The sequence below is a fragment of the Streptomyces sp. NRRL F-5755 genome (assembly GCF_001279365.1).
GTDB classification, from domain to species: Bacteria; Actinomycetota; Actinomycetes; order Streptomycetales; family Streptomycetaceae; genus Streptomyces; species Streptomyces rimosus.
On sequence record NZ_LGCW01000295.1, the window covers coordinates 250,871 to 263,818 of the forward strand.

Annotated in this window: 10 protein-coding genes and 1 pseudogene; 7 read left to right on the plus strand and 4 right to left on the minus strand. The window is 71.8% G+C overall.

Annotated features, from left to right (window positions below; genetic code table 11):
- Window positions 1-262: 262 nt before the first annotated feature.
- The 4 genes from ADK86_RS32275 (at window position 263) to ADK86_RS42715 (ending at window position 4,558) form a co-directional block, all read left to right on the plus strand.
- Window positions 263-1,291: an ATP-binding cassette domain-containing protein gene (locus tag ADK86_RS32275; RefSeq protein WP_053699771.1), complete on the plus strand. Its 1,029-nt coding sequence runs from the start codon at window positions 263-265 to the stop codon at window positions 1,289-1,291.
- Window positions 1,288-2,106, plus strand: a complete 819-nt coding sequence (locus ADK86_RS32280) for an ABC transporter permease (protein ID WP_053699772.1) — start codon at window positions 1,288-1,290, stop codon at window positions 2,104-2,106. The genes ADK86_RS32275 and ADK86_RS32280 overlap by 4 nt, the downstream gene beginning before the upstream one ends.
- Before the next feature lie 552 nt (window positions 2,107-2,658).
- Complete coding sequence (locus tag ADK86_RS32285) at window positions 2,659-4,278, plus strand: fibronectin type III domain-containing protein (protein ID WP_159394011.1); 1,620 nt, start codon at window positions 2,659-2,661, stop codon at window positions 4,276-4,278.
- A 118-nt stretch (window positions 4,279-4,396) separates the two neighbouring features.
- Window positions 4,397-4,558: a hypothetical protein gene (locus ADK86_RS42715; RefSeq protein WP_199834512.1), complete on the plus strand. Its 162-nt coding sequence runs from the start codon at window positions 4,397-4,399 to the stop codon at window positions 4,556-4,558.
- On the opposite strand, the pseudogene ADK86_RS45525 reads toward ADK86_RS42715, so the two are convergent.
- Window positions 4,540-4,743: pseudogene (locus tag ADK86_RS45525) on the minus strand (hypothetical protein); the annotation flags it as partial. The gene ADK86_RS42715 and the pseudogene ADK86_RS45525 sit on opposite strands and share 19 nt — an antisense overlap.
- 245 nt (window positions 4,744-4,988) lie before the next feature.
- Between ADK86_RS45525 and aceA the strand changes: the two are divergent.
- The 3 genes from aceA (at window position 4,989) to ADK86_RS32300 (ending at window position 9,124) form a co-directional block, all read left to right on the plus strand.
- Window positions 4,989-6,272 carry an isocitrate lyase gene (gene aceA / locus ADK86_RS32290; RefSeq protein ID WP_053699774.1) on the plus strand — a complete coding sequence of 428 codons (1,284 nt, stop codon included), beginning with the start codon at window positions 4,989-4,991 and terminating at the stop codon, window positions 6,270-6,272.
- Window positions 6,273-6,659: 387 nt separating this feature from the next.
- Window positions 6,660-8,258, plus strand: coding sequence for a malate synthase A (aceB, locus tag ADK86_RS32295; protein ID WP_053699775.1), 1,599 nt, complete (start codon window positions 6,660-6,662; stop codon window positions 8,256-8,258).
- On the plus strand, window positions 8,255-9,124 hold the full coding sequence (locus ADK86_RS32300; protein WP_053699776.1) for a 3-hydroxybutyryl-CoA dehydrogenase: 870 nt from the start codon (window positions 8,255-8,257) through the stop codon (window positions 9,122-9,124). The genes aceB and ADK86_RS32300 overlap by 4 nt, the downstream gene beginning before the upstream one ends.
- Before the next feature lie 65 nt (window positions 9,125-9,189).
- On the opposite strand, the gene ADK86_RS32305 is transcribed toward ADK86_RS32300, so the two are convergent.
- The 3 genes from ADK86_RS32305 to ADK86_RS32315 are packed head-to-tail and all read right to left on the minus strand — an operon-like array spanning window position 9,190 to window position 12,794.
- The gene (locus tag ADK86_RS32305) at window positions 9,190-10,329 is read right to left on the minus strand and encodes a bifunctional 2-methylcitrate synthase/citrate synthase (protein WP_053699777.1); all 1,140 of its coding nucleotides are present in this window, start codon (window positions 10,327-10,329) and stop codon (window positions 9,190-9,192) included.
- Between the two features lie 51 nt (window positions 10,330-10,380).
- Entirely contained in the window at window positions 10,381-11,286 is a 906-nt protein-coding gene (prpB, locus tag ADK86_RS32310) for a methylisocitrate lyase (protein ID WP_053699778.1), read from the minus strand.
- Window positions 11,286-12,794 (minus strand): MmgE/PrpD family protein, encoded by a 1,509-nt coding sequence (locus tag ADK86_RS32315; RefSeq protein ID WP_053699779.1) that lies wholly within the window; start codon window positions 12,792-12,794, stop codon window positions 11,286-11,288. The genes prpB and ADK86_RS32315 overlap by 1 nt, the downstream gene beginning before the upstream one ends.
- Between the last annotated feature and the right edge of the window lie 154 nt (window positions 12,795-12,948).

The window sequence follows — 12,948 nt, forward strand, 5'->3', positions numbered from 1 at the left end:
CTTTCGTCTGGTGCGCACGGCCGGGGCCGCACCGCGGCCCTCGTCCGTTCCGTAGGCGTTCGGACGCCACACCAGTACCCCGTCGCACGCGCGGCATGACCACCGGCCGCCCGAACGCCTCGCTTGCAGCTGTTCGAACGTCCTGTTAATTTCTGCCGCGACATCTCACCGTAGGGTTCCGCCCTCGCCGATCAGCCTCCTCGTGTCCGGTGACACCAGGAAGGTGGGAGTCACACCGGATTTCTGACAAAGGTGTGCGGCGATGGTTGCGCTTCGGCACGCGGAAACGGCTCTGGAAGCCGTCGATCTGATCAAGACCTACTCGGCAGGCAGGAACAAACCCCCGGTCAGGGCGTTGCGGGGGCTCAGCTTCCGTGCGGCTCCGGGGACCGTATTCGGGCTCCTCGGGCCGAACGGTGCAGGTAAATCGACCGCGGTGAACATTCTCTCCACGCTGTCGGCCGCCGATTCCGGCTCGGCACGCGTCGCCGGGATCGACGTGGCGGCGGAGCCGGACCAGGTGCGCCGGGCGATCGGGGTCGTGGCCCAGCGGCCCGGCACCGACCCGATGGCGACCGCGGCCGAGAACCTGCTGCTCGCGGGCCGCATCCACGGCATGTCCCGCCGCGACGCCACGGCGCGCGCCGGAGAACTCGTCGACCGGTTCGGGCTGACGGACGCCGCGCACCGGCCCGTCCGTACGTACTCCGGAGGCATGGCCCGCAAGCTGGATGTGGCCCTCGGGCTGATGCACCGCCCGCAGGTGCTCTTCCTGGACGAGCCGACGACGGGGCTGGACCCGCAGGCCCGGAGCGAGATGTGGTACGAGATCGCCACGCTGGCCGCCGACGAGCGGATGACGGTACTGCTCACCACCCACTACCTGGACGAGACCGACCGGCTCGCCGACCACATCGCGATCGTCGACCACGGCAGCGTCGTCGCCGCGGGCACGCCCGATGAGCTGAAGAGCGAGCTGCGCGGCGACGCGGTGCTGGTCGAGCTCGCCGAGGCGGACCACAGGGCGCGGGCGGTGCTGGAACGGGTGCCGGTGCTGCGCGACATCGCCATGGACGGGGCTACGGTACGGGGCCGCACCGACGACGGTGCCAGGGCGCTCCCGGCCGTACTGGCCGCACTCGAAGAAGCGGGGTTCGCCGTGACCTCCGCGACGCTCGCCCGCCCCTCGCTCGACGACGTGTATCTCCGGCACGCCGGGCGCAGCTTCGACGCCGCCGGCGAGGGCGCGGAAGGCACGGCGGCGGCACGGACCCTGGAGGCGGCGAAGTGAGCACCTCGTACGCGACCTGTGCCGGCGCGCGTCCGCTGGCGTTCCTCACCCACACCGCACTGCTCACCGGCCGTCTGCAGCGCGCGCTGTGGCGGATGCCCGCCTTCCTGGTCATCGGGCTCGTCCAGCCGGTGATCTGGCTGCTGCTGTTCGGGCAGCTCTTCCGCGCGGTCGCGGACCTGCCCGGTTTCGCCTCCGGCAGCGGTGGGTTCCTGGAGTTCCTCACGCCGGGCGTGGTGATGATGACCGCGCTGTTCACCAGTGCCTGGGCGGGGACGACGTACCTCCAGGACATCGACCGCGGAGTGATGGACCGGCTGCTCACCTCGCCCGTCGGCCGCGGCGCCATGGTGTGCGCCACCCTCGTCCACCAGGCGGTCCAGACCGTCGTCCAGAGCCTGGTCATCGTGGGCATCGCGCTGCTCGCCGGGGCCCGCTTCCCCGGCGGCGTCGCCGGCGTGGGCGCCACCTTGCTCGCCGCGGTCCTGCTGACGCTGGTCTTCTCGGCCCTGTCCGACGCCGTCGCCCTGCTGACCCGGCAGCAGGCCACGCTGATCGCGATCTCCCAGTTCACCACGCTGCCGCTGATGTTCCTCAGCTCGGCCGTCATGGATCTCGGGCTCGCGCCGGGCTGGGTCCGGGAGGTCGCCGCGTACAACCCCGTGGAGTGGGCGGTCGCCGCGGCCCGGCAGGCGTTGCTCGGCGGGGCCGGCCGGATCGCGGTGCAGGGACATCTGGCCCTGCTCGCGGCGGCGGTTGTGGTGATGGGGTTCCTGGCGACGCGGGCGTTCCGGGCCTACCGGAAGTCCGCGTAAGGGAGGCTGCTCGGCCTCGCCGTGCGGGGGCCGGACCGCCGACGCCGGTCCCCGCAGACCGCCTTGGGGGGGCGGACCGCCAAGAATGCCGCGCCTCGCGGTAGTTGAATTCCCTTGCTTCCGCCTCCCCCGGCTGCTTGGTCCTTACCAGCACGGCCCCTCCCAGCAATTGGCGGGCTCATTCGGACGTATTCATGCGCACCACCCTCCGCCCCCTCACCTCAAAGCCGTCACGGCCCGGCGGTGTCATCGAATTCCGGAGCCGGCCCGGGCCGCGTACGGGCCTGCGCCGAAGGCGGAGCGTCATCGGCGGCAGCGCGGCACGCCGCCCTTCGCCCCAGGCAGGAGGGTGACCGCCGGGCGGCCGGACACCCTCCGTACCCGTCCCGGCGGCCCGGCGGCGGCGTAATTCCGCCGCCCTCGCGGATTCTTCCGGCCGGTCCGCCACTGGCCGGATTCCGTGATTGACGCCGGAATTCGCGGTGCCTAGGTTCCCTGTCGCAACGGGGGGAGGAACACACCGGAACCGGACGCCGAAAGCAAGGGGTGGACATGCCAAAGCAGTACGTCACGCCGGAATGGGAATCCCCTGGTGAGTGGTACGGCACCATGAAGGCCACGGTCTGGAATTTCGAAAGCGAACCACTCGTCAACGCCGAGATCTCCTTCCGCGTGCAGTCGGACCAGAACGTCACCAACGTCTACGGGCTCGTCTGGCAGCGGCAGGGCAACATCATCACCGGGCGCCTGGTGCCCGAGCGGCAGACCGTACCGCCGCACCGCGGCACCCAGGAGTTCCGGCTCGGCTTCTCCCGGTCGATGCCGGGCCCCGGCCCGCTGCCGACCGACTTCAAGATCAACGGTCAGCCTGCGGATGTGCCGGACGACCGCACGCCGCCGGGCACGCCGGGCAACGTGCACACGGACACGCTCGGCCCGACGCAGGTCACGCTGTCCTGGAACCCGTCCACCGACAACGTCGGCGTGATGGGTTACGAGGTGGCGTACGGCGGCCCGCAGCCCCTGCGGGTCAAGGACGAGACCGCGGTGATCTCCGGGCTGACCCCGACGACCAAGTACACGGTCCGGGTCACGGCCGTGGACCTCGCGGGCAACCGCTCCGAGCCGTCACAGCCGCTGGAGTTCACCACGACCGACAAGCTCCCCGACGGCGGCCCCTGGGACATGCCGCGCGCGCCGTACGTGGACTACATGGCCTGGCCGAACCCGAGCCTGCCGCAGTACGCCCAGGAATCCGGCGTGGACGGCTTCATGCTGGGCTTCATCGTCGCCAACAACAACAAGAAGCTGGCGTGGGCCGGGCAGGACGGTCCCGACTGGGAGGTCGACCAGAGCTCGTACGGCAAGAAGGACATCGAGCAGCTGGCCGCGACCGGCGGCAGGGTCGCCTTCTCCTGCGGCGGCGCCTCCGGCCGGCCACTGGAAGCCGTCGAGACCAACGTCACCAGGATCGTCGAGCAGTACGAGGCGTTCATCCGCAACTACGGGGTGGCGCGCATCGACTTCGACTTCGAGGGCGACTTCCTGGCCGACGAGGCGGCGCACCTGCGGCACACGGCAGCGGTCTCCCAGGTCCTCGTCAAGCACCCCGGCCTGAAGGTCTCCTACACCCTCCCCGCCGACGCGCAGCCCGGTGAGGGGTCGGCGGGCTTCAGCCCGGTCGGCGTCAGGTTCCTGGCGAAGGTCGCCGCCGCCGGTATCGAACCCGGCCTGGTCAACGGCATGCTCATGGAGTTCGGGCAGAGCGCGCCGCCGGACATGTACGAGTGCTGCGTCATCGGTCTGAAGGCCATGCACGGCCAGATCGGTTCGCTGTGGACCGCCTGGGACGCCGGGAAGGTCTGGCACCGTACGGGCGCCACCCCGATGTTCGGCTGCAACATCAACAAGCGGGTCTTCACCCTCGAAAACCAGCGCAGCCTGGTCGAATTCGCCCACGAGCACCAGCTCGGCGCGCTCTCCGGCTGGGACGCCACCCGCGACCACAACCAGGGCAACCCCGACGTCCAGCCGCCGTGCACCGTCGGCTGCGACGCGTGCGACACGTACCGCTGCACCTGCGTGGACCAGCGGCCGTTCGACTTCAGCAAGCTCATCGCCCTCTACAAGAACGGCGCCGCGCCGACCATCGGGACACAGACCCGGGTGTGACGCCTCCGTCCACCGGCGAACGGCCGCACCGGGTGCGGCCGTTCGTCCGTGTCCGACACCAAGACGCTCGCCGGTTCCACCCTTTGCGCCGCGGCGCGAACTCCTTACGGCCAGGGCCGTGAGGCCGGCGGGCGTCCTGGCGTACGTCTCGATCACCACGCTGGTGTGGCACGGTGCCGCCCCGGCGGACCTGAGCCCGGTGTACTGGATCGCCATGGGCGCGGGTGCCATCGCGTACATGCCGATCGGGAAGACCGCCGACCACCAGGCCGGTTCGTAGCGCAGCGCTACGCGGTGCCGGACGTGCCAGCACGCGCCGGCGGCCAGAAGCACCAAAATCAACGCCGTCGCCCACCCGGCCACCACCGTCAGCACCGCGACGATCACCGCCCTGGCCTTCGCAACCTTGGCAGAACGCGGCGGGAAGATTCGCAAAGGTTGGCATGCGTACGCCCTTGTTGGCACTCAGTGCCAGTGCCAGGGTGGTGTCCACGCGGCCCGTCGGGCCCGGCGGCAGCCGCCCGGAACCGGGGCACGATTCCCGCCCTGACGTCGGAGATCCCGGCCAGGACGGCAGCCCGCACCGGCAGCATTGCTCACCTTGCCGCACGGCACAGCGGCGGGCCGCATCCCAGTTGAGACACGCAGTGCCATTCCGTGGTGGTGCGACACACGGGTTGGCAGACGAAACAGCACGCAAGGAGACGGTCATGGCAGAAGCGAGCACGCAGGCGGCCGCGGAACTGGCGCGGTGGTGGGCGTCCGACCCGCGCTGGCGGGGTGTCGAGCGTACCTTCGGCGCACAGGACGTGGTCCGGCTGTCGGGCAGCGTCCGTGAGGAGCACACCCTGGCCCGGCGCGGCGCGGAACGGCTGTGGCGTCAGCTGCACGAGCAGGACTACCTCCACGCGCTGGGCGCGCTGACGGGCGGTCAGGCGGTGCAGCAGGTCAAGGCCGGGCTGCAGGCCGTCTACCTGTCCGGCTGGCAGGTCGCCGCCGACGCCAACCAGGCCGGTCACACCTACCCGGACCAGAGCCTGTACCCGGCCAACTCCGTGCCGCAGGTCGTGCGCCGCATCAACAACGCGCTGCTGCGCGCCGACCAGATCGCCACCGCGGAGGGGGACGGGGAAGCCCTTGACTGGCTGGTGCCGATCGTCGCGGACGCCGAGGCCGGCTTCGGCGGTCCGCTGAACGCCTTCGAGCTGACCAAGGCGATGATCGCGGCGGGTGCCGCCGGTATCCACTACGAGGACCAGCTCGCCTCCGAGAAGAAGTGCGGCCACCTCGGCGGCAAGGTCCTCGTCCCCACCTCCCAGCACATCCGCACCCTGAACGCGGCCCGCCTCGCCGCCGACATCGCGGACGTGCCGACCGTGCTCGTCGCGCGCACCGACGCCCTGGCCGCCACGCTGCTGACCAGCGACGTGGACGAGACCGACGCCCGCTTCTGCACCGGCGAGCGCACCGCCGAGGGCTTCTACCGGGTCGAGAACGGCATGGCCCCGGTGATCGCCCGCGGCCTGGCGTACGCCCCGTACGCGGACCTGCTGTGGATGGAGACCGGCACCCCCGACCTGGCCCAGGCCCGGGAATTCGCCGAGGCGATCCACGCCGAGTACCCCGACCAGCTGCTGGCCTACAACTGCTCGCCGTCCTTCAACTGGAAGGCGGCGCTGGACGACGACCAGATCGCCAAGTTCCAGCGGGAGCTGGGCGCGATGGGATACCGCTTCCAGTTCATCACCCTGGCCGGCTTCCACTCCCTCAACCACGGCATGTTCGACCTCGCCCGCGGCTACGCCGAGCACGGCATGACCGCCTATGTCGACCTCCAAGAACGCGAGTTCGCCGCCCAGGAGCAGGGCTTCACCGCCGTCAAGCACCAGCGCGAGGTCGGCACCGGCTACTTCGACCTGGTCGCCGGCGCCGTCAACCCCGCCTCCTCCACCACCGCGCTGAGCGGCTCCACGGAGGAGGAGCAGTTCCACTAGGCGTTGTCGGCGAATTCCCGCCTGCCGCGCGCGACTCCTCCCAGCCACCGCTGGGGGGGTGCCCCCGGGCACGCAGGGAGGTGTCCCCTCCCCCACGCCTCAACGGCGCGGGCCCCCTCCGCCTTGCGATCGGCTCGGCTTCCGAAAGTGGACCGAAGAGCCGAGCGGAGCGCAGCGCACCAGACGCCGCGCGACCGGCCCTCCGGGCGAACGACGGGAATGTGACGACGGGACCTGGGCGCTCCCCGCGGCCGCCCCGGCCAGGCCGCACAGCGGCCCGGGCCTCCCCGCAACCCGGGCCTCCGCGCGGCCCTCCTCGCCGCCCGAGCGGAGGGCCGGGCGCCCGCCCCCGCCCGCGCCTCCGCTCCCCCTTCCTCAGGAGAACCGATGCTCACCAGCGCACTGACCCACCGTGTCCGTGTCCTCGCCGCTCCGGGACACCGGCACGACGAGATCCTGACGCCCGCCGCCCTGGACTTCGTCGGCCGGCTGGCCGACGCCTTCGGGGACCGCCGCCGGGACGTTCTCAAGGAGCGCCGTCGGCTGGCGCTGCGTCTGGCGTCGGGGTCGCCGCTCGACTTCCCGCTGGTCACCTCCGCGGTGCGCGCCGATCCGTCCTGGCGTGTCGCGCCGCCGGCTCCGGGCCTCACCGACCGGCGCGTGGAGATCACCGGCCCGCCCGAGCGCCGGATGGCCGTCAACGCGCTCAACTCCGGTGCCCGGGTGTGGATGGCGGACTTCGAGGACGCCACCTCGCCCACCTGGGACAACGTGATCGGTGGCCAGCTCAATCTGCTCGACGCGATCGAGCGGCGGATCGACTTCGTGACGCCGGAGGGCAGAGAGTACCGGCTCGGGGACCCCGCGCGGCTCGCCACCATCATGGTCCGCCCGCGCGGCTGGCACCTCAATGAAGAGCACCTGGAGTACGACGGCCGAACCGTCCCCGCCGCGCTCGTCGACTTCGGCCTGTACTTCTTCCACTGTGCCCAGAAGCAGATCGACGCCGGCCGCGGCCCGTACTTCTACCTGCCGAAGCTGGAGAACCGGCACGAGGCCCGGCTGTGGAACGACATCTTCGTCCTCGCCCAGGACCTGCTCGGCATACCGCGCGGCACGGTCCGTGCCACGGTCCTCATCGAGACGGTCACCGCCGCGTTCGAGATGGAGGAGATTCTCCACGAGCTGCGCGAGCACAGCGCGGGGCTCAACGCCGGCCGCTGGGACTACCTCTTCAGCCTGATCAAGACGTTCGGGCACCGCGCCGACTTCCTGTTGCCGGACCGGGCGAAGGTGACGATGACCGCGCCTTTCCTGCGGGCCTACACCGAACTGCTCGTCCGCACCTGCCACCGCCGCGGCGCCCACGCCATCGGCGGCATGGCCGCCCACGTACCCGGCAGGGACCCGGCCGCGAACGAGGCCGCGCTCGCCAAGGTCCGGCTGGACAAGGAGCGGGAGGCCGAGGACGGCTTCGACGGGTCCTGGGTGGCCCACCCCGGCCCGGTGCCGGTGTGCCGCGAGGTCTTCGACGGCGTTCTCATCGGCCGGCCCCACCAGCTCGACCGCACCCGCGACGACGTGGACGTGACGCCCGCCGACCTGCTGTCGGTACGCCGTATCAGCGGGCCGCCGACTCCGGAGGGCGTACGCACCAACATCGCCGTCGCGCTGCGCTACTTCGCCGCCTGGCTGCGCGGCCAGGGTGCCGTCGCCCTGCACGGCCTGATGGAGGACGCGGCGACAGCCGAGATCGCGCGGGCGCAGATCTGGCAGTGGCTGCGGCACCGGGTGATCGGCCGGGAGACGGTGCTGCGGTTGCTGGACGAGGAGGTCGCGGCGCTGGGTACGGAGTATCCGTGGGCGCCCGTGGACGAGATCCGGGCGCTGTTCGAGCGGACCGCGCTGGCGGGCGAGCTGCCGCTGTTCTTCACCCCGGACGCGTACACCCGTCACCTCGTGCGGCGGACGGAGGCCGCGGCATGAGCCCGGACATCCGGCGGGTCGGCGTGGTCGGCGGCGGGCAGATGGGCGCGGGCATCGCCGAGGTGTGCGCGCGGGCCGGGCTGGACACCGTGGTGTGCGAGGTGGACGCAGTGGCGGCGCGGGCCGCCCGGGACCGGGTGGCGGCGTCGCTCGACCGGGCGGTGCGGCGCGGCAGGCTGACGGAGTCCGCGGCCGGGGACGCGCTGGCCCGCCTGGTGTTCACCGGCAGCCTGGAGGAGCTGGCCGACCGGCAGTGCGTCATCGAGGCCGTGGTGGAGAACCCGGGCGCCAAGGCCGAGGTCTTCGCCGCGCTGGACAAGATCGTCGAAGATCCGGCCGCCGTGCTGGCCACCAACACCTCCTCCCTCCCGGTGATGCGGCTCGGCATGGCGACCGGCCGCGCGGACCGGGTGGTGGGCCTGCACTTCTTCAACCCCGTGCCCGTCATGCCGCTGGTGGAGGTGGTGACCTCGCTGCACACCTCGGCCGCGACGGCCGCCGCGGCCGAGGACTTCGCGACGCGGGTGCTCGGCAGGACCGTGATCCGCTCCAAGGACCGGGCGGGCTTCGTCGTCAACGCGCTGCTCGTCCCGTACCTGCTGGCCGCGATCCGGATGGCGGAGTCCGGCTTCGCCACCGCCGCGGACATCGACACGGGCATGGAACTGGGCTGCGCCCACCCCATGGGGCCGCTGAAGCTCGCCGATCTGATCGGCCTGGACACCGTCGCCTCGATCGCGGAGTCCCTCTACGACGAGTTCCGCGAACCGCTCTACGCGCCACCGCCGCTGCTGCACCGGATGGTGGAGGCGGGGCTCCTCGGCCGGAAGACCGGCCGGGGATTCCACCCCTACGACCAGGGCTGAGGGGCCTGGTGGCGCGGGCTGAGGGGCCCGCGCCGCGGTACGGGGGTGGCCGGGTGGCGGGCCCGCTACCCGGCCATCGCCGGCACCGCCCGCTGGTCCGGCCCCGCGTACGAGGCGAGGGGCCGGATCAGCGCGTTGTGGGCGAGCTGTTCGGTGATGTGGGCCGTCCATCCGGTGATACGGCTCATCACGAAGACCGGGGTGAAGATGGGGGTGTCGAAGCCCATCAGGTGGTAGGCGAGGCCGGCCGGGTAGTCCAGGTTGGGGTGGATGCCCTTGCGGTCGATCATGGCGTTCCGGAGGGCGGTGTGCAGCGTGGCCAGCCGGGTCGTCTCCGGGTCGGCGGCGCGGGCCACCAGGCGGTCCAGGGCTTCCTGCATGACCGGTACGCGGGAGTCGCCGTGCTTGTACACGCGGTGGCCGAAGCCCATGATCTTTCGCTTGGCGGCCAGGGCCCCGTCCAGCCACTCCGCGGCGCGCCGCGGGTCGCCGATCTCCTCCAGCATGTGCATGACGGCCTCGTTGGCGCCGCCGTGCAGCGGGCCCTTGAGCGCGCCGATCGCGGCGGTGACCGCGCTGTAGAGGTCGGAGAGGGTGGAGGTGACGACGCGGGCGGTGAACGTCGAGGCGTTGAAGCTGTGTTCCGCGTAGAGCACGAGGGAGATCTCGAAGCAGCGGACCACCTCGGGGGCGGGCACGCTGCCGAAGCACATGTGGAAGAAGTTCTCGGCATAGCCGAGTCCGGGATCCGGCGGTATGGGGGCGAGTCCCCGGCGGCGGCGCTGGTCGGCGGCGACCACGGTGGGCAGCTTCGCCAGCAGGGTCAGGGATTTGGCGCGGTGGGCGGCGGGGCTGCCGTCGTCCTCGGTGGGGTCCTCGGCGCCGAAGAAACTGACGGCCGTACGGAGCACGTCCATCGGGTGGCAGGTCTCCGGCAGCCGGGCCAGCAGTTCGGAGGTGGTGCGGTCCAGGGGGCGCAGGGCGCGTTCGCGGGCCCGGAAGTCGCGCAGCTGGGCGGCGTCGGGCAGTTCGCCGTACCACAGGAGGTGGGCGACCTCCTCGAAGGAGCGGTGGGCGGCCAGGTCCTGGACCGGGTAGCCGCGGTAGGTCAGGGAGTTGGTCTCCGGGATGACGGTGGAGATCTCGGTGGTGTCGACGACGACACCGGCGAGGCCGCGGTGGATCGCGGGCGCGGTGGTGGACATGGGGTGCCTGCCTTCGTGGGTCAGGTGCCGGGCGGTCAGATGCCGGGCGGGTCAGGTGCCGGGCGGGAGGGTGAAGTCGTATACGGCCGAGTCGAAGGCCGCGTAGTCCTCGTAGCCGAGGAGCCCGTACAGGCGGGAGCGGGTCTGCATGCGCGGCAGCAGGGACTCCTGGGTGCCCTCGGCTGCGAGTGTGCGCAGCCCGTCCTCGACGGCGCCCATCGCCAGGCGCAGCAGGGTGACCGGGTAGAGGGCGATGTTGTAGCCGAGGTTTTCCAGGGTGCGGGTGTCCAGCAGGGGTGTCTTGCCGAACTCGGTGAGGTTCGCGAGCAGCGGTACGTCGACCGCCTTGCGGAACGCCTCGAACTCGGCTGCGCCGGCGAGGGCTTCGGGGAAGATCGCGTCGGCGCCGGCGTCGACGTATGCCTTCGCCCGGTCGACCGCCGCGTCCAGGCCCTCCACCGCGCGGGCGTCGGTACGGGCCATCAGCAGGAAGTCCGGGTCGCGGCGGGCGTCGACGGCGCCCTTGATCCGGCGGACCATCTCCTCGCGCGAGGTGACGGTCTTGCCGTCGAGGTGGCCGCAGCGCTTGGGGTTGACCTGGTCCTCCAGATGCAGCCCGGCCAGCCCGGCGTCCTCCATGAGCTGGACGGTGCGGGCGGCGTTCATCGGTTCGCCGAAGCCGGTGTCGGCGTCGATGAGGACGGGCAGATCGGTGGCCCGGGTCGTCTGCTGGGCGCGGGCGGCGATCTCGGTGGACGTGGTCAGGCCGATGTCGGGCAGGCCCAGGTCGGCGGCGAGGACGGCGCCGGAGAGGTAGGCGGCCTCGAAACCGGTGTCCTGGATGAGGCGGGCGGACAGCGGGTTGAGGGCGCCCGGCATGGGCAGCAGGCGGCCGGTGGCCAGCCGTTCGCGCAGCGCGCGGCGGCGTTCGGCGGGGGTGGTGCGGGTGTGCAGCATCAGAACAGGCCCTTCGGCAGGCTCGCGTCGTACGCGGCGACGGCTTCGGTGTCGACGGCCGGGAACAGGCCGTCCAGGTCGGGGGCGGCCGGCTCGGCCAGGTGCTCGGCGGCGGACAGGAAGCGGTCCTGGTCGGCCGGGGCGACGGTGTTCTCGGCGAGGGTGCGGAACTTGTCCGCGTAGGCGGGGCGGTCGAACGGGCGGGCACCGGCCGGGTGCGCGTCGGCGACCGCGAGCTGGTCCTCGATCACCGAACCGTCCGCCAGGGTGATCACCGCGCGGCCGCCGAAGGCACGGCGCTCCGGGTCGGGGTCGTGGTAGCGGCGGGTCCACTCCGGGTCCTCGACCGTCGTGATCTTCTGCCACAGCTCGACGGTCTCCGGGCGGCGGGCGCGCTCGGGCGCGTAGGAGCGCTCGTGGTGCCAGGTGCCGTCCTGGAGGGCGACGGCGAAGATGTACGGCACCGAGTGGTCGAGGGTTTCGCGGCTGGCCATGGGGTCGTACTTCTGCGGGTCGTTGGCGCCGGAGCCGATGACGTGGTGGGTGTGGTGGCTGGTGTGCAGGACCACCGAGCGGACGTTCCCGGGAACGGGGATCTTCTCGCGCAGCCGCCGCGCCAGGTCGATGATCGCCTGGGCCTGGTATTCGGCGGAGTGCTCCTTGGTGTACGTGTCGAGGATGGCGCGCCGGGGCTCGTCCGGCTCCGGGAGCAGGACGGTGTAGTCGGCGGCCGGGCCGTCGAGCATCCAGGCCAGGAAGCCGTCCTCGCCCTCATAGATGGGCGACGGGGAGTTCTCGCCGCGCATCGCCCGGTCGACGGCCTCGATCGCCGCCTTGCCCGCGAAGGCGGGGGCGTACGCCTTCCAGCTGGAGATCTCGCCCTTGCGGGACTGCCGGGTCGCGGTCGTGGTGTGCACCGCCTGCTGTACGGCCTGGTACACGGCCTCCGTCGGCAGGCGCAGCAGGGCGCCCAGGCCGCAGGCGGTGGCGGCGCTGAGGTGGGCCACATGGTCGATGCGGTGTTCGTGCAGGCAGATGCTCTTGACCAGGGCGACGTGGATCTCATAGGCGGTGATGATGCCGCGCAGCAGGTCGGCGCCGGTGCGGCCGGTGTGCTGGGCGACGGCGAGGAGGGGCGGGATGTTGTCGCCGGGGTGGGAGTAGTCGGCGGCGAGGTAGGTGTCGTGGAAGTCCAGTTCCCGTACGGCGGTGCCGTTGGCCCAGGCGGCCCACTCCGGGTAAGTGCGGATCCGGGTGCCGAAGACCGAGGCCCCCGGGGCGGCGCCGCGGTGCGCGACGGCCTGTGCGCGGGCCACCGCGACCGGGCGGCGCAGCAGGGAGGCGACGGCGACCGAGGCGTTGTCGATCACCCGGTTGACGGCCATGGTGACGCTGTCGGCGTCCAGTTCCCCGGTGGCGGTCGCCACCGCCGCGAGCTTCCAGGCGAGCTGGTCCTCGCGCGGCAGCCGGTCGGCGCTGGGGTGGACTCGGACGTGGTGCTCGATCACGGGACTCCTCGTGCTGTCGGTCGGTGCTGACGTATCCGAGGCTGCCCCGTCCGGCGTCTGCCGGACCACCGCTCCAATCTGTGGAATCCGTACAGCGCGGGCAGGCGAATCCGCGAATCCTGCGAATTCTGCGGATGCTATGTTCGCAAGAACC